At 65.7% G+C, this 18581-nt stretch carries 17 protein-coding genes and 1 pseudogene; 15 read left to right on the top strand and 3 right to left on the bottom strand.

The genetic code is table 11. The annotated features are described in order from the left end of the window. Window positions 1-91: 91 nt before the first annotated feature. The 6 genes from CXY80_RS18270 (at window position 92) to CXY80_RS18245 (ending at window position 7414) form a co-directional block, all read left to right on the top strand. The gene (locus CXY80_RS18270) at window positions 92-1612 is read left to right on the top strand and encodes an ABC transporter ATP-binding protein (RefSeq protein WP_092448915.1); all 1521 of its coding nucleotides are present in this window, start codon (window positions 92-94) and stop codon (window positions 1610-1612) included. Next, the gene (locus CXY80_RS18265; protein WP_233195452.1) at window positions 1609-2880 is read left to right on the top strand and encodes an ABC transporter permease; all 1272 of its coding nucleotides are present in this window, start codon (window positions 1609-1611) and stop codon (window positions 2878-2880) included. Before CXY80_RS18270 ends, CXY80_RS18265 begins: the two co-directional genes overlap by 4 nt. Beyond that, window positions 2877-4169, top strand: a complete 1293-nt coding sequence (locus CXY80_RS18260) for an ABC transporter permease (protein ID WP_104133313.1) — start codon at window positions 2877-2879, stop codon at window positions 4167-4169. Before CXY80_RS18265 ends, CXY80_RS18260 begins: the two co-directional genes overlap by 4 nt. A 5-nt stretch (window positions 4170-4174) precedes the next feature. Beyond that, a complete protein-coding gene (locus CXY80_RS18255) occupies window positions 4175-4588 on the top strand; it encodes a cytidine deaminase (RefSeq protein WP_104133395.1) in 414 nt (137 codons plus the stop codon). Window positions 4589-4655: 67 nt separating this feature from the next. Beyond that, window positions 4656-5960 (top strand): thymidine phosphorylase, encoded by a 1305-nt coding sequence (locus CXY80_RS18250; protein ID WP_092448913.1) that lies wholly within the window; start codon window positions 4656-4658, stop codon window positions 5958-5960. Window positions 5961-6427: 467 nt separating this feature from the next. Further along, complete coding sequence (locus tag CXY80_RS18245; protein WP_092448912.1) at window positions 6428-7414, top strand: aldo/keto reductase; 987 nt, start codon at window positions 6428-6430, stop codon at window positions 7412-7414. Window positions 7415-7437: 23 nt separating this feature from the next. Here the strand turns inward: CXY80_RS18245 and CXY80_RS18240 are convergent, their stop codons facing one another. Both CXY80_RS18240 and CXY80_RS18235 read right to left on the bottom strand, forming a co-directional pair. Beyond that, a complete protein-coding gene (locus CXY80_RS18240) occupies window positions 7438-8253 on the bottom strand; it encodes an aldo/keto reductase (protein WP_104133312.1) in 816 nt (271 codons plus the stop codon). Between the two features lie 9 nt (window positions 8254-8262). Continuing rightward, the gene (locus tag CXY80_RS18235) at window positions 8263-9471 is read right to left on the bottom strand and encodes an MFS transporter (protein WP_104133311.1); all 1209 of its coding nucleotides are present in this window, start codon (window positions 9469-9471) and stop codon (window positions 8263-8265) included. Window positions 9472-9574: 103 nt separating this feature from the next. On the opposite strand from CXY80_RS18235, the gene CXY80_RS18230 reads away from it, so the two are divergent. The 6 genes and pseudogenes from CXY80_RS18230 to CXY80_RS20365 all read left to right on the top strand — a co-directional run. Next, window positions 9575-10543 carry a siderophore-interacting protein gene (locus CXY80_RS18230; RefSeq protein ID WP_104133310.1) on the top strand — a complete coding sequence of 323 codons (969 nt, stop codon included), beginning with the start codon at window positions 9575-9577 and terminating at the stop codon, window positions 10541-10543. Further along, on the top strand, window positions 10540-11592 hold the full coding sequence (locus CXY80_RS18225; RefSeq protein ID WP_104133309.1) for an iron ABC transporter permease: 1053 nt from the start codon (window positions 10540-10542) through the stop codon (window positions 11590-11592). Before CXY80_RS18230 ends, CXY80_RS18225 begins: the two co-directional genes overlap by 4 nt. Then, complete coding sequence (locus CXY80_RS18220) at window positions 11592-12668, top strand: iron chelate uptake ABC transporter family permease subunit (protein WP_104133308.1); 1077 nt, start codon at window positions 11592-11594, stop codon at window positions 12666-12668. The genes CXY80_RS18225 and CXY80_RS18220 overlap by 1 nt, the downstream gene beginning before the upstream one ends. Further along, window positions 12668-13573 carry an ABC transporter ATP-binding protein gene (locus CXY80_RS18215; RefSeq protein WP_104133307.1) on the top strand — a complete coding sequence of 302 codons (906 nt, stop codon included), beginning with the start codon at window positions 12668-12670 and terminating at the stop codon, window positions 13571-13573. The genes CXY80_RS18220 and CXY80_RS18215 overlap by 1 nt, the downstream gene beginning before the upstream one ends. Window positions 13574-13603: 30 nt before the next feature. Further along, window positions 13604-14644: an iron-siderophore ABC transporter substrate-binding protein gene (locus CXY80_RS18210; protein ID WP_104133306.1), complete on the top strand. Its 1041-nt coding sequence runs from the start codon at window positions 13604-13606 to the stop codon at window positions 14642-14644. Window positions 14645-14823: 179 nt separating this feature from the next. Further along, window positions 14824-14961: pseudogene (locus CXY80_RS20365) on the top strand (pyridoxal-phosphate dependent enzyme); the annotation flags it as partial. 228 nt (window positions 14962-15189) lie between these two features. Here the strand turns inward: CXY80_RS20365 and CXY80_RS18200 are convergent. Further along, entirely contained in the window at window positions 15190-15702 is a 513-nt protein-coding gene (locus CXY80_RS18200; protein ID WP_199182291.1) for a GNAT family N-acetyltransferase, read from the bottom strand. Window positions 15703-15862: 160 nt separating this feature from the next. Here CXY80_RS18200 and CXY80_RS18195 point away from each other — a divergent pair, with 160 nt between their 5' ends. The 3 genes from CXY80_RS18195 to CXY80_RS18185 are packed head-to-tail and all read left to right on the top strand — an operon-like array spanning window position 15863 to window position 18571. After that, complete coding sequence (locus CXY80_RS18195; protein ID WP_104133304.1) at window positions 15863-16756, top strand: ABC transporter substrate-binding protein; 894 nt, start codon at window positions 15863-15865, stop codon at window positions 16754-16756. 19 nt (window positions 16757-16775) lie between these two features. Next, window positions 16776-17795, top strand: a complete 1020-nt coding sequence (locus CXY80_RS18190; protein ID WP_104133303.1) for an amino acid ABC transporter permease — start codon at window positions 16776-16778, stop codon at window positions 17793-17795. After that, window positions 17795-18571, top strand: coding sequence for an amino acid ABC transporter ATP-binding protein (locus CXY80_RS18185; RefSeq protein WP_092448900.1), 777 nt, complete (start codon window positions 17795-17797; stop codon window positions 18569-18571). Before CXY80_RS18190 ends, CXY80_RS18185 begins: the two co-directional genes overlap by 1 nt. Window positions 18572-18581 lie beyond the last annotated feature (10 nt).

The following is an 18581-nucleotide window of genomic DNA, read 5'->3' as shown; positions in this document are numbered from 1 at the left end:
TAGTGACCTGGGGAGGCCGGATTGTCGGCCTCCCCATTTCAGTTCCCCCGCGCTTTTCCCCCGTCGCGCTCGACCCAGGAATTCAGGATCAATGAAGCTCGAACTTCGAGGCATCACAAAGCGCTTTGGTGCGCTGGTCGCCAACAACAACATTTCGCTCGTCGTCGAGTCGGGTGAAATTCATGCCCTCCTGGGCGAGAACGGCGCTGGTAAGTCCACGCTCATGAACGTGCTGTATGGCCTGTACGTCGCCGAAGAGGGCGAGGTCCTGCTCGATAACGTGGTGCAGAAATTCGCCGGGCCGGGCGACGCCATGAAAGCCGGGATCGGTATGGTGCACCAGCATTTCATGCTCGTTCCGGTGTTCACCGTTGCTGAGAATGTCGTTCTCGGCCACGAACAGACCACCTTCGGCGGCCGCCTCGACCTCAGTGCGGCCCGAGCCAAGGTGCGGGAGATCTCTGACCGGTTCGGCTTCGACATCGACCCGGATGCCGTCATTGAAGACCTGCCGGTCGGCGTGCAGCAGCGCGTCGAGATCATCAAGGCACTGTCCCAGGACGCCAAGGTGCTGGTGTTCGACGAACCGACGGCGGTGCTCACCCCGCAGGAGACCGATGAGCTCATGACCATCATGCGCCAGCTCGCCGAGTCTGGCACCTCGATCGTGTTCATCACGCACAAACTGCGGGAGGTGCGCGCCGTCGCGGACCGTATCACGGTCATCCGCTTGGGAACCGTCGTCGGTGAGGCGTCGCCGGCCGCGACTAACGCGGAGTTGGCCTCGCTCATGGTCGGGCGCGCTGTCGAGTTGACCGTACACAAGAACGCGCCAGAGTTGCGTGGAACCGCCCTGTCGGTGAAAAACCTCTCGGTGATCGATGCCCGCAACCAGATCGTCGTCAACAACGTGAGCTTCGACGTCCAGGCTGGTGAAGTACTTGCCATCGCCGGCGTCCAAGGCAACGGCCAAACCGAACTCACCGAAGCGCTGCTTGGACTACAGCAGCACGTCACCGGGTCGATCCAACTCGACGGCAAGCCGTTGCGCGGCTACAGCGTGCGGCACATCCTCGATTCCGGAGTCGGTTTCGTGCCCGAAGACCGCACCGAAGACGGCCTCATCGCCGACTTCAGCATCGCCGAGAATCTCATGCTCGACCGCAGCTCCGGAGCGCCGTTCGTGAAGGCGGGCAACCTGCAGCTGGGGTTTCGAGCGAGGTTCGCCGCCGAGAAAATTGCGGAGTTCGACATTCGATCGCAGGGCAGCGATATGGAGGCCGGACGGCTCTCGGGTGGTAACCAGCAGAAGGTCGTGCTCGCTCGTGAACTGAGCCGTGATCTGCGTTTGTTCGTTGCGGCCCAGCCGACCCGCGGTCTTGACGTGGGTTCGATCGAATTCGTGCACACCCGTATTATCGAAACTCGCGACTCCGGAATTCCGGTCATCGTGGTATCCACCGAGCTCGACGAGGTCGTCGCTCTCGCAGACCGCATCGCGGTGATGTATCGAGGAGAGATCGTTGGAATCGTGCCAGGCAACACCCCCCGCGCCACGCTCGGCCTCATGATGGCCGGAGAGCACGCTCCGGAAATGGAGGGCGCGCTGTGAGCGACGCCACCGTACCGGCGGCTCCGGTCGCTCCCGGGTCCGGCGAGGGAAGGAAGGATGGGTCCGAGCGCTGGAACCAAACCCTGCGCGACATCACCGGCGGCAGCGCCATGATCTCTGTACTGGCCGTCCTCGTCGCTCTCGTGGTTGGGGCGATTCTGATCGCGTTCACCAACGAACGCGTGCAGGAGACGGCCGGATATTTCTTCTCCCGACCGACCGACCTGCTGCAGGCTGTCTGGGACTCCGTCGCGGGCGCCTATTCCGCGCTGTTCCAGGGGGCAATCTACAACTTCCGGGCGAGCAGCTTTCTCACCGCGATTCGCCCGCTGACCGAGACACTCACCTTTGCGACGCCGCTGATCGCGGCCGGGCTCGGTGTGGGGCTCGCTTTTCGCGTGGGCATGTTTAACATCGGTGGTCGTGGGCAGATGCTCATCGCCGCTGGGGCCGCTGGCTGGGTCGCTTTCGCGGTTGAGCTGCCAGCCGGTATCCACTTGATCGTCGCCGTTCTGGCCGGCCTGCTTGGTGGGGCTATCTGGGGCGGCATCGTGGGCTTGCTCAAGGCTCGTACCGGTGCCCACGAGGTGATCGTCACGATCATGCTCAACTTCGTCGCGCTGTACCTGATTCAGTTCCTGCTGCGCACCCCCGGTGCGCTGCAGGCGCCTGGCAGTAACAACCCGAAGACACCGGCCATGGCAGCGACCGCGGTGTTCCCCGATCTGTTCGGGCCGCGCTACAACCTGCACGCCGGTTTTCTCACCGTCATCGCGGCCACCATCTTCGTCTGGTGGCTACTCAGCCGCTCAAACCTCGGGTTTCAGTTTCGTGCCGTCGGGCAGAACCCCGGCGCAGCCAGGGTCGCCGGCATCAACGTGAAGAACGTCTACTTCTACGCCATGGCCATCTCGGGAGCGCTCGTCGGCCTGGCCGGCGTCAACCAGGTGCTGGGGACCCTGACCACGGGCTTCAGTTCCGGAATCGACGCCGGCATCGGCTTCGACGCCATCACCGTCGCCCTGCTCGGTCGTTCAAAGCCCTGGGGTATCTTCGCCGCCGGCATTCTCTTTGGTGCGTTCAAGGCCGGCGGGTTCGCCATGCAGGCGGCTGAGGGTGTGCCAATCGACATCGTCGTCGTCGTGCAGGCGCTGATCGTGCTGTTCATCGCCGCGCCGCCGCTGGTGCGTGCCATGTTCCACCTTCCGACACCGGGCACCACCAAGAAACCCAGGATTCGCAAGACCAACGAGGTGGTGGCGAAATGAGCACGATCACACAGACCCCCACTCCGGCTTCGGCCCCGATCGTGAAGCTGACGGCGCAGATTCGCAGCTGGAAGATTCCGATCACCTTCGGCGGATTTGCCGCGCTGTCGCTGATCCTGTTCGTGTTCCTCGGACGCGGCCAGCGCGGTGAGCTGAGCACGTTCCGCCTCTCGGAAGCGCGCGACCTGATCCAATTGCCAGAGGTGGCCCTGCCAACCTTGGCTACCGGAGTGTTCGTGGCCATCGCGCTCGTGCTCATGGCTGCGGCGTCGGCCTGGCTGGTCTATCGTCACACCAAGATCCCGATCGTTTTGACCATCCTGTTCGCGTTGCTATTCCTGGTGGGCTTTCTGGCCTGGGCGGCATCGGGTTCGACCATTCCGGTGCCCGGACTGCTGATCGGAACGGTCACCCTGAGCGCCCCACTCATCTTCGGTGCCCTCGGCGGGGTGCTGTCCGAACGCGCCGGCGTCGTCAATGTGGCCATTGAGGCGCAGCTCCTGGCCGGAGCCTTCAGCTCCGCGGTCGTCGCATCCGCCACGGGGAACCCCTACCTCGGCCTGCTTGCGGCGATGGTGGCTGGGGCGCTCGTCTCCATGGTGCTGGCCGGGTTCGCGCTCAAGTACCTCGTCGACCAGGTCATCGTCGGTGTCGTGCTCAACGTTCTCGTGATCGGGCTCACCAGCTTTTTGTACTCGCAGGTGCTCGCACCCAGCGCCACCCTCAACTCACCGGACGTCTTTCCCCGGCTGAACATTCCGTTGCTCAGCGAAATCCCCATCATTGGCCCGGTGCTGTTTCGCCAGACCATCATCGTCTACGCCATGTACGTTGCGGTCGCGCTCGTGTTCTTTGCCCTGTTTCGCACCAAGTGGGGCCTGCGCGTGCGCGCCGTGGGTGAACATCCACAGGCCGCCGATACGGTTGGCATCGACGTCAACCGCACTCGCTTCGTTGCCGTCACCCTCGGCGGTGTCATCTCGGGCTTCGGCGGGGCGTACTTCACCCTCGGCGCGGTCGGTGCGTTCAACAAGGAGATGACCAACGGCATGGGCTTCATCGCCCTCGCCGCGGTGATCTTCGGCCAGTGGCATCCGATCAAGGCGACCCTCGCAGCGCTTCTGTTCGGATTCGCGACGAACCTGCAGAACGTACTGGGCATCATCGGCTCGCCGGTACCGAGCGAATTCATGCTCATGCTGCCCTACGTCGTGACGATCTTCGCCGTTGCCGGGTTCGTCGGCCGCTCAAGGGCACCCGCCGCTGACGGAAAGCCGTACATCAAGTGAGTGATGTGAGCATCGACTGGCCGCTGCTGCGCGCGCAAGCCCTCGCCGCTATGGCCACAGCTTATGTGCCGTACTCGAAGTTTCCGGTCGGCGTCGCGGCGCTCGTCGATGACGGGCGAGTGATCAGCGGATGCAACGTGGAGAATGCCTCCTACGGCCTCACCCTCTGCGCGGAGTGCGGCCTGGTCTCCGCGCTGCACCTCAGTGGTGGCGGCCAGCTCGTCGCGTTCACCTGTGTCGACGGAAATGGCGGCATCCTCATGCCGTGCGGCCGCTGCCGCCAGTTGCTCTACGAACACTCCGCGCCGGGCATGCTGCTCGAAACGGTCTCCGGCGTCAAAACCATCGACGAGGTGCTGCCGGGTGCCTTCGGGCCGCGCCAACTCGCCGACTATCGCGCCAGCGCAGCTTCGTCGTAGCCGTTGGGCTCGTTCAGCCCGGTCGTGAGGATTTTCCATTGTGTAATCAGCTCTGAAGGAGTGCACCATGAGCACCATCGAAGCGTTTGACGCCGTCGACCTAATTCACACCAAGCGCGACCGCGGCGAGCTGACCACACCGCAAATTGACTGGCTGATCGACGCTTACACCCGTGGCTACGTCGGCGACGAGCAGATGGCCGCCATGACCATGGCGATCTTTCTGAACGGCATGAGCCGCAGCGAGATTCGGGCTCTGACCATGGCAATGCTCGCGAGCGGTGAGCGGATGAGCTTCGACGGCCTCGGCAAGCCGACCACCGATAAGCACTCCACCGGAGGCGTCGGTGACAAGATCACGCTGCCCCTGATGCCGCTCGTCGCCGTCTTCGGCGCGGCCGTGCCGCAGCTGTCCGGCCGTGGCCTCGGTCACACGGGCGGAACGCTCGACAAGCTCGAGTCGATTCCGGGCTGGCGCGCCAACCTGAGCAACGCCGAAATGCTTCAGCAGCTGCAGGAGCTCGGCGGCGTGGTCTGCGCGGCCGGCAGCGGCCTGGCGCCGGCCGACGGCAAGCTCTACGCCCTGCGTGACATCACCGGAACGGTCGAGGCGATCCCGCTGATCGCATCGTCGATCATGTCGAAGAAGATCGCCGAGGGTACTCAGGCCCTCGTACTCGACGTTAAGTTCGGCTCGGGCGCCTTTCTCCAGGACATCGAGCGGTCGCGGGAATTGGCCCGCACGATGGTCGAGCTGGGCGAGGATGCCGGGGTGGCGACATCCGCAATGCTGACCAATATGAACGTTCCGCTTGGGTTTGCCATCGGCAATGCCAACGAGGTGCGCGAGTCGGTGGAGGTGCTCGCCGGCGGCGGGCCCGCCGACGTGGTTGAACTCACCGTGGCGCTGGCCGAGGAGATGCTCTCGCTCGCCGGAATCACCGGTGTCGATGTGGGCGCGGCTCTGAAGGATGGCCGAGCCATGGACAAATGGCGGGCCGTGATTCGCGCGCAGGGTGGCGACCCGGATGCCGCGTTGCCGGTCGCGCGCGAGACTCACGTTGTGCTCGCCGAGCGGAGCGGCGTGCTGGTGGAACAGCAGGCGCTGCCTTTTGGTATCGGTGCCTGGCGACTCGGTGCCGGGCGCGCCCGTAAGCAGGATCCGGTGCAGCATGCCGCCGGAATCGACCTGCACGCCAAGCCCGGCGACACCGTGGTGAAGGGCCAGCCGCTGTTCACGCTGAGCGCCGACGAGCCCGCCCGGTTCGCCCGTGCGCTCGAGGCCGTTGAGGGTGCCTGGCGCATCGGCGACGTGGGGGAGCCCGTGCAGGATGGCGGTTCGCTAATCGCGGAGCGGATCGGGAGTCGCTAGCAGCGTCCGCTCGAAACATATGGGGGGCTCGCCACACGAGTCTCAGGGTGTGAGGTGCCATCTTTGGCCCCTTGGTATTTTGTGAGGTGCCACTATTGGCCCCTCGACGAGCCCCTCGACGAGCCCCTTAACGAGCGTTTATGGGGCTAAAGGTGGCACCTCGCGTGGGGAGGTGAGGTCGATGGGGCAGAAGGTGGCACCTCAGTTGGTTGACGCGGATCGGACTCTGCAAACAGCCGGGGTCAGCGGACACCGCGCGGCGAATCCTCCGGGATTGAGCAGCGTGGCGGGGCTGCCGGTGCTCGAGCCGATCTCGGCGTGGTGCCAGTTGATGCGGCGCTGCGGTCCAGGGGGTGGCGCCCGTAGGGTTCGCGTTGTCGTGGCGCACCGCGTGTGACCGCGTCACATTGCGTCGCTACGGCCAAATGGTGCGGCAGCGATGTGCGGCGGGTGCCTAAGCTAGGGATATGCAAAAACGCACCCTTGGACGTACCGGCCGCACCGTTTCCGTGATCGGCCTGGGCACCTGGCAGCTGGGCGCCGACTGGGGCGCCGTTTCTGACGCCGACGCGACCGGCGTGCTGGCTGCATCCGCTGATGCCGGCATCACCTTTTTTGACACAGCGGATGTCTACGGTGACGGCCGCAGCGAGCGACTGATCGGGAATTTTCTCGCGAATGATGCCCCGGGCGTAGAGATCACGGTCGCCACGAAGATGGGTCGTCGCGCGCAACAGGTGCCGGAGAACTTCGTTCTCGCTAACTTTCGCGAGTGGACCGATCGGTCCAGGGTCAACCTCGGCATGGACACCCTCGACCTGGTGCAGCTGCACTGCCCGCCGAGCGCGGTGTTCGACTCCGGCGAGGTCTACGACGCGCTCGACACCCTCGTCGACGAGGGCGTCATCGCCAATTACGGGGTGAGCGTCGAGACCTGCGACCAGGCCCTCGCCGCTATCAGCCACCCCGGCATCGCCACGGTGCAGATCATCCTGAACGCTTTTCGCCTCAAACCGCTCGACGAGGTGCTGCCGGCCGCACGCGCCGCCGGGGTGGGCATCATCGCCCGGGTTCCGCTGGCCAGCGGGCTGCTGACCGGCAAATACACCGCCGACACGGTCTTCGCCGAGAGCGACCACCGCAACTTCAACCGGGACGGCAGCCACTTCGACGTCGGGGAGACCTTCTCCGGCGTCGACTTCGAGGTGGGCCTGCAGGCCGCCACGGAGTTCGCGGCCCTGGCCCCCGTCGGCCTCACGCCAGCCCAGGCCGCCCTGGCCTGGGTAGCCCAGATCGACGGGGTGAGCGCCGTCATTCCGGGAGCCCGCTCGGTCGCCCAGGCGCAGGGAAACGCGACCGCTGGCGTAGCCGAACCGCTCGACATCGCCTTCAACGAGGGCGTTCAGGACATCTATGACCGGCTCCTGCGGGAGCAGATTCACCCGCGCTGGTAATACGTCGGCCGATCGCCTTTAGTTCAGTCGAGGTCGTCGGGGTCCGTGCCGGTGCGCTCGCCGCTTTCGAGCGCCGCAATCTGCGCAAGATCGTCCGGCTCGAGCACAATGTCGAACACGTCGATATTGGCGCGAATGCGCGCCGGGGTGACCGACTTGGGAATGACGATGTTGCCGAGCGCGAGGTGCCAGGCGATCACGATCTGCGCGGCTGATTTGCCGTGCCGGGCGCCGATCGCATCGAGGATCGGGTTGCCGATTGCGCGCCCGCGGGCCAGAGGCGACCACGCTTCGGTACGGATGCCGTGGGCCGCGTCATAAGCGCGAACCTCCGTTTGCGGCAGCCACGGGTGCAACTCCACCTGGTTGAGCACCGGCACGACGTCGGTTTCGGCCAGGAGTCGGTCGAGGTGGTGCGGGTGAAAATTCGAGACCCCGATCGAGCGGGCCCGGCCGTCGGCGCGCAGGGCTTCGAGGGCGCGATAGGTTTCGACGTAGCGGTTCTGCTGCGGTGCCGGCCAGTGGATCAGGTACAGATCGACGTAGTCCAGGCCCAGCTTGGCCAGGCTCTCGTCGAAGGCCTTCATCGTTTCGTCGTAGCCGTGGCGGTCATTCCACACCTTGGTCGTGACGAACACGTCCTCCCGGGGCACCCCGGAACGCGCGAGCCCCTGCCCGACGCCGACCTCGTTCTCATAGAGTGCTGCGGTGTCGACGTGACGGTACCCGGCCTCGAGCGCGACCTGCACGGTGTCGGCGGCGATGGCATCCGCTACCTTGTACACCCCGAGACCGAGCTGCGGAATCACGTGGCCGTCATTGAACCTGAGGGAAGTCATCCCTCAATGTTACGAGACCTGCACCTGGATGGGCTCGGTGTCGGGAATGGGGCTGATATCGCGCCCGCGCAGGTCCGGGTGCCAGCGGCGGCCGAGCGCTGGGATGATGCAGCCGAGGCCCGCGAAACCGGCGGCGACGTAGATCGCCGACACCGGGCCGGAATGGTCGATCGAGAACCCGGCGATGGCGGAGCCCATGGCTGCGCCGATCAGCTGGCCGGTACCGACCCAGCCATAGGCTTCGGCGGTGTCGCTGAATTTCACGCTCGCCGAGACGATGCCGAAAAGAACAGCGAAGGCGGGCGCGATGCCGACCCCGGCCAGGAGCAGCGCGAGGGAGAGCCACCAAAAGGTGAGCCACAGGCTGGCCAGAATTAACCCGATGGTGACGATGAGCATGCGGGTGGCGAGGGCCCAAGGGCCGATCGGAGCGTGTCCGAGTGCCAGGCCGCCGATGAGCGAACCGATCGCGAAGATGCCGAGCACCCAGCCGGCGTCGGCGCTGCCGTGGCCGAACACCGCAACCACACCGGCTTCGACCGCGGCGCAGGCGGCAACGAGCGTGAAACCAACGACCGTGCTGAGCAGCACCTCGGGTTTTTTGAGCACAACGCCGAGCTTGCGGCGGCTGCGCGGGATGCGCACCCGGCCTACCTCGGGCAGGGCGACGAACCAGATTCCGCCGGCGACCAGGAAGAATGCGGCGAGCAGGATGCCCGCGGTCGTCGATACCTGCAGCGCCACGAAGGTAGCGATCACCGGGCCGAGCACCCAGATGATCTCCTGCGCCGAGGCATCCAGCGAGAAGAGCGGGGTGAGCTGGCGGGAGTTGACGATTTTGGGGTAAATCGTGCGCACGGCCGGTTGAATCGGCGGGGTGGACAGGCCGGCGACGAATCCGATCAGCATGAGGTTCAGCACCGACAGCGAAATCAGCGCCATCACGATGATCGACACCGCGCAGATGAACATGGTGGCGATAATCACCGGGCGCATACCGAGTCGGCCCATCAGTCGGCTGGTGAGCGGCCCGGCGATGGCCTGACCGATGCTCATGGCACCGAGAACCAGTCCGGCCGCGCCGTAGGAATCAAAGATCCGCTCAATGTGAATGAGAAAAGCGAGGGAGAGCATTCCGAAGGGAAAACGGGCCGTCAACTGCGCAGCGATAAGGCGGGATACGCCGGGCGTGCGCAGAAGGGTCCAGTAGCTTTTCACGATTTCAGTCTACGGCGGGGCCGATTGAAAACCGGGGCGGGCAGCTGACCGCGAAAATTGCGGTGCTGGACAAACCCCAGCTAAGGCATGCCATACTAAGGCAATGCTTACCTTACCGAACGAGAGTGCGACTGCGGTCCTGGATCGTCCGGCCTATCGACCCTATCGGGCCACGGTAGTGGGCATCCGTTCCCTGAGTAAGCATTTCACTCGGGTGACCTTCTTCGGTGAGCAGTTTGACACCTTCAGTACCGCCGGGCTCGACCAGAGGGTCAAGATCGTGTTGCCGCTGCTCGGCCGTGGCCTGTCCGACATTGGTGCAAACGACGAGTCCACCATCGCCGACGGAAGCTGGTACGCCCGCTGGCGCGCGCTGCCGGACGCCGATCGCAACCCGTTTCGCACCTACACGGTTCGCGCTGTGCGCCCCGAACTGCGTGAAATCGACGTGGATTTCGTCACCCACAACGGTCACGGCTCGCTCGGCCCGGCTGCGCGCTGGCTGTACACCGCGTCGGTCGGCAGTGACGTGCTCATCATCGGGCCCGACGAGCGTAGCCCGGGCCGCGCCATCGGCCTCGACTGGCACCCGGCGCAGGCGACCGAATTGCTGCTGGCCGGCGACGAAACCGCAGCTCCAGCCATCTGCAGCATCCTCGAGAGTCTCCCGGCCGGCCGCCGCGCGCGCGCCTTCATCGAAGTGCCCACCGAAGCGGATGCCCCACCCCTCGACCTCCCCTCCCGTTGCGAAATCACCTGGCTGGCTCGCGACACCGCCCCGCACGGTGAGCGACTCGACGCCGCGGTGCGCGGCTGGGTGGCGAACAATCGTTCGCTCGTCAAGACGGCGGTCGCCGCCACCCCGCAGCCCTGGGCGGACATCGACGTGGACTGCGACCTGCTCTGGGAATCGCCCAACGACGAAACCGGCACCGGTTTCTACGCCTGGCTCGCGGGTGAATCCTGCATGATCAAGCTGCTGCGCCGTTTTCTGGTGAGTGAAACCGGCATCGACCGAAAGAGCGTGGCCTTCATGGGCTACTGGCGGCTCGGCCGGTCCGAAGCTCAGTGACTCTGGTTCTGGCACGGCCGGAGCGAACCCGAACCCGGCCGCGCCGCGTCGTCATCGGCTTCGCCCTCGCGCTCGCGCTGCTCGTTCTGACCATCGCCGCGTCGCTCGTCGTCGGCACCCGGGAGATCGCCCTCGGCACCGTGCTCGATGCCCTGATCGACCCCGATCGAACCCTGACCGACACTGCGCTGACTGACCGCACCGTCATCCTGGACCTGCGCGTGCCGCGCACCGTCGTCGGACTGCTCGCCGGCCTGGCCCTCGGCCTGGCCGGGGCCCTCATGCAGGGTGTCACTCGCAACCCGCTCGCCGACCCGGGTCTGCTCGGCGTCAACGCCGGCGCCTCCCTGTTCGTCGTCGCCGGCATCGGCTGGTTCGGTGTCACCACCGCGCTCGGCTACGTCTGGTTCGCCTTTACCGGCGCCGCGGTGGCCGCGACGATCGTCTATCTAATCGGCTCGCTCGGCCGTGAAGGCGCCACCCCGGTCAAGCTGGCCCTCGCCGGAACCGCGCTGACGGCGGCGTTCACCTCGCTCATTACCATCGTGCTGCTGGCCGACTCGGAGGCCTTCGACCGCTACCGGTTCTGGGCGGCTGGCTCCCTCGTCGCGCGTGGCCTCGACGCTGCCCTGCCGCTGGCCCCGTTCATTCTGGTCGGCGCGATTCTCGCCATCGTGGCCGCACGTATGCTCAATGCCCTCGTCCTCGGGGACGATCTCGCCCGTGGTCTCGGCCAAAATCTGGTCACCGCTCGCATCGTCTGCGCCGTCGCGATCGTGCTGCTGTGCGGCTCGGCGACCGCGATGGCCGGCCCGATTGTGTTCGTCGGACTCGCTGTGCCGCACGTGGCACGCTGGATCACCGGCCCGGACTACCGCCTCATTATTGCGTTTTCCGCGTTGTTCGGCCCCACCCTGCTCGTCGCGGCGGATGTGCTCGGCCGCATCATCGCCCAGCCCGGCGAAATCGAGGCCGGCCTCGTCGTCGCCTTCCTCGGCGCGCCGGTACTCATTGCGCTCGTGCGCCGAGTGAAACTGGCCGGCCTGTGATGGCCCTGACGACAGTATCCGTTTTGGCAGCGTCCGTTAAAGCAGTGGATGCCGCACCGCTGGCCCACACGCGCGCGCAGCTCCGCAGACGCGAGCGCCGGATCGTGCTCGGGCTGCTCGGTACCCTCGTCATCGTCGGTGCCTTCAGCCTCGCGATCGGAGCGTATTCGCTCAGCGTGCCCGACCTGCTGCGCACGCTGACCGGGCAGGGAACGCAGAGCGAGAACTTCATCGTGCTGTCGCTGCGTCTGCCGCGGCTGACCCTCGCCGTGCTCGTCGGCGTGGCGTTCGCAATCTCGGGCGCACTGTTCCAGACCGTGGTGCGCAATCCGCTCGCGAGCCCCGACATTATCGGAGTGACCGGGGGAGCGAGCGCTGCCGCAGTGTTCGGCATGCTCATTCTCGGCTTCGGTGCCGTCGCCACCTCGCTCGCGGCGTTTGCCGGGGCCATTATCGTCGCCTGCGCTATCTATTTGCTGGCCTGGCGCGGCGGAGTTGTCGGCTACCGCTTTGTGCTGATCGGTGTCGGGGTCGCGTTCATGGTGCAGGGGCTGCTCGGCTATCTGCTCTCCCGCGCCGACCTGAACGACGCGCAGGGCGCCCTGCTCTGGCTGGTCGGCAGTGTGAGCGGTGCCCGCTGGCAGGATATTTCGGTCGTCGCCGTGGTGCTGCTCGTGCTGCTGCCCATCATTCGGCTGCTGAGCGGCCGCCTGCGCGCCCTGCAGCTTGGTGACGATCTTGCGACGAGCCTCGGCGTTGGCGCCGAACGCACCCGACTCGTGCTGCTCGTGATCGCGGTCGCCCTCGCCGCGACGGCGACAGCGGCGGTCGGCCCGCTCGCCTTTGTGGCGTTCGTCGCGGCGCCGATCGCCCGTCGCATCGTTGGCTCCGGGGGGCTCGTCTTAATTTCGGCCGCCTTGATCGGAGCGCTGATCACCACGGTCGCCAACTTCGCCGCCCAACACCTGCTGCCGGGGCAGCTTGAACTGCCGGCCGGAATCATCACGGGCGCGATCGGCGCCCCCTACCTGCTCTGGCTGCTCGCCACCAGCAATAAAACCGGAAAGGGCGCCTGATGACCCAGCTCCTGCGCGCCGAGGGCGTCAGCCTCGGCTACGACCAGACCCGCATCATCGACAACCTCGACCTCGAGGTGATTCCCGGCGCGATCACCGTCATCGTCGGGGCCAACGCGTCCGGCAAATCCACACTACTCAAGGGCCTCGCCAGGCTGCTGAAGCCGGATGCCGGCCAGGTCACCCTGAATGGTCGCAACATCGCCGCGCTCCCCGGCAAGAAGGTCGCGACCGTCGTGGGCCTGCTGCCCCAGCAGCCGGTCGCCCCGGACGGCATCACCGTGGCCGACCTCGTCGGGCGTGGACGCTACCCGCACCAGGGCTGGTTTCGGCAGTGGTCAAGCACCGACGGAGAGACCGTCGCCGCGGCCATGGCCGCCACCAACACCGACCAGCTCGCCTCCCGCCGCCTTGAGGACCTCTCCGGCGGCCAGCGCCAACGCGTCTGGATTGCCATGGCGCTTGCGCAGGATCCCGAGATTCTGCTGCTCGACGAACCGACCACCTTTCTCGATGTCACCCACCAGATCGAGGTGCTCGACCTACTGCTCGAACGCAATCGTGAGCGCGGTACGACCGTTGTGATGGTGCTGCACGACCTCAACCTGGCCGCCCGTTATGCCGATCACCTTGTCGTTATGCGGGCTGGACGCATCGTCGCCAATGGCGCGCCGGCCGAGACGCTCACGGCCGAGATCGTGCGCGAGGCCTTCGACCTCGAGGCGCTCATCAGACCCGACCCGGTCTGCGGCTCGCCCATGGTCGTACCGATCGGTCGGTTCCACGGCCGGGCGCCGGCTTCGGGGTCGGACAGCGCTGTCCCCAGCGCTTCGCCTGCTGCCCCTCCGACAGCGGTCCCAGAGGCTGCGCCCGAATCTCGACAAATCGAACGCGTATGTATTTAGGGTAGGCTACCCTTATCACGCAGGGCGAGAATGTCGCCCGCGCCCGACGAACTGGAGATTTTCGTGTCCCGACGCCTCACCGTCACACTGGCTGCCGCCGCCAGCATTCTCGCTCTGACCCTGAACGGTTGCACGGCCGCCGCGGATGACGCGACCGACCCTGCCGCGGACACCGCGGCATCCGGCAGCTTTCCCGTCACCATCGAGCACGCGTTCGGCGAAACCACGATCGACGAGCAGCCGACCCGCGTCGTGACCTGGGGCTGGGGCAGCGCCGACGACGCGATCGCGCTCGGCGTGATTCCGGTGGCGATGCCGTTCCAAAGCTACGCCGGCGATGAAAACGGCGTGCTGCCGTGGATCAACGAGGCGCTCGAAGGCGAAGAGATGCCCGTCATTCTGCCCGACACCCAGGAGCCGCCCTACGAAGACATCGCCGCGGCCGCGCCGGACGTGATTCTCGCCGCGTACTCCGGCATCACCGAGCAGGAATACGACCTGCTCAGCGAGATCGCCCCGGTCGTCGCCTACCCGGGCGACGCCTGGGCCACCCCGTGGCGCGAACTGATCGAAATGACCGGAACCGCGCTCGGCAAGACCGACGAGGCGGACAAATTGCTCGCATCGATCGACACCGAAATCGCCGATCAGGCCGCCGCGCACCCCGAGTTCGCCGGCAAGACCATCGCCCTCACAAGCGACAGCGCCGGAACTTTCTACATCTATAAGAAGGAAGACCCGCGCGTAGACTTCACCCTCGACCTCGGCTTCGTCAGCGCTCCCGCCGTCGACGACCTCGCGACCGACGAGGCGAGCTTCTACTACACGCTCAGCTACGAGCAGCTCGACCAGCTCGACAGTGACCTGCTCGTCAACTTCGGCTCCACCCAGAAAGAGTCCGACGCGTTCCTGAACGCGAGCTACGCCCAGGCCATGCCGCAGGTGCAGGCCGGTACGGTCGCAAGCCCGGTCGGCGCGGCCTTCATCTCGTCCGTTTCTCCGCCCACCGGACTCTCGCTGAGCTGGGGACTCGACGACTACGTCGCCCTGCTCTCCGCCGCAATTCAGTAACTTTTCTCAGAACGGATGCAGCGTAAACCAGCAGGCGCCGCGGCATCCGTTTTCGGCGTGCCGGCAACAGTCGCACCCCTGGGGTCAGTGTGCGCCGGGAGATTTACCATGGAGAGGTGAGCAGTACCGCGCACCTCGCGGCACCGATACCGTCGGCGGAAGAACCGCTGCGCGAAGACGTGCTCGCGAGCGTCGCTGACCTTGTGGGTAATACCCCGTTGGTTGAGCTGCGGGTGCTCGCCGCCGGGCTGCCGGCCCGGGTGCTGGTCAAGCTCGAAGGACGTAACCCCGGTGGTTCGGCCAAGGACCGGCTCTCGAATGCGGCCGACCGGGTCGTCGCGCTCTTGCTTGAGATTCTCGCTATCGAGGCGCTGCACGCCGCATAGCTGCAGGGCCCGGCTGGCCGGTCAACCACCGGGCTGGTGCCCGCTGTGCACACTCTTGGCGCACAACCTGCCCTTCACCGAGGTCGTCGACCAGACCGTGCAGCTGCTCGAAGCCGCCGAATCGGCTGCCTCGTACACATATTCCGTATTCAGCATGTTCTAGCTGAACTGCTCGTCGACCACGGCGAGCTGCTTGCGAAACTCCAAATACCCGATCGATTCCCAATCGTCGTCAAGGTCGAACTGCGGCTCATACCCGAGCGAGAGGTACAGCGCCACGGCCTCGGGTTGTCGTGCTCCCGTGGTCAGCACAATAGAACGGATGCGCCGCCGCCCCGCCTCGGCCTCCAGCTCGGCCATCACCTGGCGGGCCAGGCCACGGCGGCGATGCGCGGAGTGCGTCCAGACTCTCTTCACCTCGACGGAATCATTCTCGCCCCGCATGAACGCGCCGCCGGCAATCGCTTTTCCGTTCTCGACGAGCAGCAAAAAGGTGCCGCCATCGATCGGCTGAAAGCGCCGGGCCGGATACCGGCTGAGCTCGACCGACGAGGGAATCCCGTTGTTCAGGCCGTAGCGCTCGTCATACTCCCGCGAGAGTTCGGCCACCAGCGTTGCCGCGAGCGGGTCGGTCGGTGAGGTGTACAGGATGTTCGGTCTCAGGTTGGGCACCTTTTGACGATAGATCCGCAGCATCCGCTGGTCAAAACCGCCTGAATTCCAGGGGCTCGAAAACAGTCGGCTGCGGTTGCACTAGGCTCGTTAGGTCTTACTCGCGTGTGGATTCACCGTAGAATCCGCGCATTTTCGACCAAATCAAGAAGGAAGTGCCATGCGCGCACGATATATCGTTCCGGCTTTCGCCGCCACCGCCGTTCTGCTACTGACCGGCTGTGTCGACAACACCACCACGACCGCCACGACGCCCTCAGACTCCGGAACCACGATCGAAGCGGATGCCGCAGCCGTCGCGTTGCTCCCCGAAGACATCAAGAGCGCGGGCGTGCTCATTATCGGAACCGACGCGGCGTACCCGCCGAACGAGTACAAGGACGAGTCCGGCGCACCGATCGGCTGGGGCATTGAACTCGCCAACGGCATCGCGGCCAAGCTCGGCCTGGACACCGAGTACGAGATCGCGTCCTTTGACACCATCATTCCCAAAATTACCGGCGGCACCGTCGACATCGGCGAATCCTCGTTCACCGACAACCTCGAACGCGAGAAGCAGGTCGACTTCGTCAACTACTTCAACGCCGGCATCCTCTGGGCCGCGCCCGTCGGCAGTACCGTCGACCCCGACAACGCCTGCGGCCTGGCCGTCGCTGTACAGGCCAACACGGTTGAGCACACCGACGAACTTCCCGCCAAGAACGCGGCCTGTGCCGCCGCCGGGCTGGAGGCAATCGAGGTTTTGCCCTACCCATCGCAGGACGAAGCGACCAACGCGGTCGTGCTCGGCAAGGCTGATGCCCTCAGCGCCGACTCGCCGGTCGCCCTGTATGCCATTTCCAAGGCCGAGGGCAAGCTGGAGCCCGCCGGCGAAAGCTTCGATGTGGCGCCGTACGGCATCACCGTCGACAAGGGTTCGGAACTGACCAAAGCCGTGCAGGCTGCCCTGCAGTCCATGGTTGACGACGGTTCCTACGGCAAGATCCTCTCCGAGTGGGGAGTCACCGACGGTGGCATCGACACCATCACCATCAACGCCGCATCCAACGGCTAGAGAATAAGCGACCCGCATCATGACGAACACGACCGCGCCCGGCGGCAAGACGGAGCCCGGAATCAAGGCGATTCGCTTGCGCCACCCGTGGCGCAACACCTTCGCGGTCGTGTTACTGCTGCTCGTTGCGCTCTTCATCGCCGATGCGGCGATGCGGCCGGCCTATGACTGGCCAGCCGTCGGCAAGTACCTGTTCGACCAGCGCATCTCGCAGGCGGCGTTCGTCACCCTGCAACTCACGGTCTACTCGATGGTCATCGCGATCCTTCTCGGCGTGACCCTGGCGATCATGCGGCTGTCGCCCAACCCGGTGGTCAATAGCATGGCCTGGGTGTACCTCTGGATCTTCCGGGGCACCCCGGTCTACGTTCAGCTCGCCTTCTGGGGCCTGATCGGCACGATCTACCAGTCGATCGACATCGGGCTGCCGTTCACCGACCCGTGGGTATCGTTCCCGACCCGGGTCGCGCTGAGCGCCTTCATCCTCGCAGTCATCGGACTGGCCCTCAACGAAGCCGCCTACATGGCTGAAATCGTGCGCGCCGGCCTGCTCTCGGTCGACAGTGGGCAGGAAGAGGCGGCCAAGGCCCTCGGCATGAGCTGGTTCCAGACCATGGTGCGCGTGGTCGTTCCGCAGTCGATGCGGGTGATCATTCCACCGGCCGGCAACGAGGTCATCTCGATGCTGAAAACGACCTCGCTCGTGGTCGCCATCCCCTTCACTCTCGAGCTCTACACGCGCTCGCGCGACATTGCCGCCATCACCTTCGAGACGGTGCCGATGCTCATCGTCGCGTCGATCTGGTACCTGTTCTTCACCTCGATTCTCATGGTTGGTCAGTACTTTCTCGAGAAGCGGTTCGCCCGCGGCATCGGTGACCGTCGTCCGAACAAGAAAGCGGATGACGCCACCTCGTCGATCACGGGCGTCACGACCGGCGTCACCCATGTCGTCGGCAGCGGCCAACCGACCGTGGTCCTGCCGCCGCAGCTGCCGCGCGAAACGCCGCCGACCGACTCGCCGAAGGGGGACCGCTGATGTCCGCTGTTATTGAGACGCCCATGGTGGTCGCCGACCGTGTCTCCAAGAGCTTCGGCTCCAATGAGGTGCTTAAGAGCATCTCGCTCGAGGTCAAGCGCGGCGAGGTCATGTGCCTGGTCGGGCCGAGCGGATCCGGCAAGTCCACCTTCCTGCGCTGCATCAACCACCTCGAAGTGGTCTCGGCGGGGCGCCTCAGCGTCGACGGTGAGCTCATCGGCTACCGCGAGGCCAACCACAAGCTCTACGAGATGCGCCCCAAGGAGGCCGCTCGGCAGCGCCGGGATATCGGTATGGTGTTCCAGCGCTTCAACCTGTTTCCGCACATGACCGCGCTGCAAAACGTGATGGAAGCGCCGATCCGGGTCAAGGGCCTGTCCAGGGCCGGGGTCGAGGCCAACGCCCGCGCCCTGCTGGCCCGGGTCGGGCTTGCCGAACGGGCCGACTATTACCCCGCGCACCTCTCCGGCGGCCAGCAGCAGCGGGTCGCGATCGCCCGTGCCCTCGCGATGGAGCCCAAACTCATGCTGTTCGACGAGCCGACCAGCGCGCTCGACCCCGAGCTCGTCGGTGAGGTGCTCGACGTCATGCAGGGCCTGGCCCGCGATGGCATGACCATGATCGTGGTCACCCACGAGATGGGCTTCGCCCGCGAGGTCGCCGACTCGCTCGTCTTCATGGACGGCGGAGTCGTCGTCGAGAGCGGCATCCCCACCGAGGTGCTCGCCAACCCCCAGCACCACCGCACCCAGGCCTTCCTCTCCAAGGTCCTCTAGCCCCCGCTCT

Source organism: Cryobacterium sp. M91 (assembly GCF_002929615.1).
GTDB lineage: Bacteria > Actinomycetota > Actinomycetes > Actinomycetales > Microbacteriaceae > Cryobacterium > Cryobacterium levicorallinum.
The sequence above is the reverse complement of the archived record's forward strand: the minus strand, read 5'-3'. Positions and strand labels throughout refer to the sequence as shown.

What these genes read in the sequence shown, in the direction of transcription:
- CXY80_RS18270 (WP_092448915.1), top strand. Translation starts at nt 92, where the DNA reads ATGAAGCTCGAACTTCGAGGCATCACAAAGCGCTTTGGTGCGCTGGTC.
- CXY80_RS18245 (WP_092448912.1), top strand. Translation starts at nt 6,428, where the DNA reads ATGCAAAAACGCACCCTTGGACGTACCGGCCGCACCGTTTCCGTGATC.
- CXY80_RS18215 (WP_104133307.1), top strand. Translation starts at nt 12,668, where the DNA reads ATGACCCAGCTCCTGCGCGCCGAGGGCGTCAGCCTCGGCTACGACCAG.
- CXY80_RS18230 (WP_104133310.1), top strand. Translation starts at nt 9,575, where the DNA reads ATGCTTACCTTACCGAACGAGAGTGCGACTGCGGTCCTGGATCGTCCG.
- CXY80_RS18260 (WP_104133313.1), top strand. Translation starts at nt 2,877, where the DNA reads ATGAGCACGATCACACAGACCCCCACTCCGGCTTCGGCCCCGATCGTG.
- CXY80_RS18240 (WP_104133312.1), bottom strand. Translation starts at nt 8,253, where the DNA reads ATGACTTCCCTCAGGTTCAATGACGGCCACGTGATTCCGCAGCTCGGT.
- CXY80_RS18185 (WP_092448900.1), top strand. Translation starts at nt 17,795, where the DNA reads ATGTCCGCTGTTATTGAGACGCCCATGGTGGTCGCCGACCGTGTCTCC.
- CXY80_RS18190 (WP_104133303.1), top strand. Translation starts at nt 16,776, where the DNA reads ATGACGAACACGACCGCGCCCGGCGGCAAGACGGAGCCCGGAATCAAG.
- CXY80_RS18220 (WP_104133308.1), top strand. Translation starts at nt 11,592, where the DNA reads ATGGCCCTGACGACAGTATCCGTTTTGGCAGCGTCCGTTAAAGCAGTG.
- CXY80_RS18195 (WP_104133304.1), top strand. Translation starts at nt 15,863, where the DNA reads ATGCGCGCACGATATATCGTTCCGGCTTTCGCCGCCACCGCCGTTCTG.
- CXY80_RS18250 (WP_092448913.1), top strand. Translation starts at nt 4,656, where the DNA reads ATGAGCACCATCGAAGCGTTTGACGCCGTCGACCTAATTCACACCAAG.
- CXY80_RS18210 (WP_104133306.1), top strand. Translation starts at nt 13,604, where the DNA reads ATGTCGCCCGCGCCCGACGAACTGGAGATTTTCGTGTCCCGACGCCTC.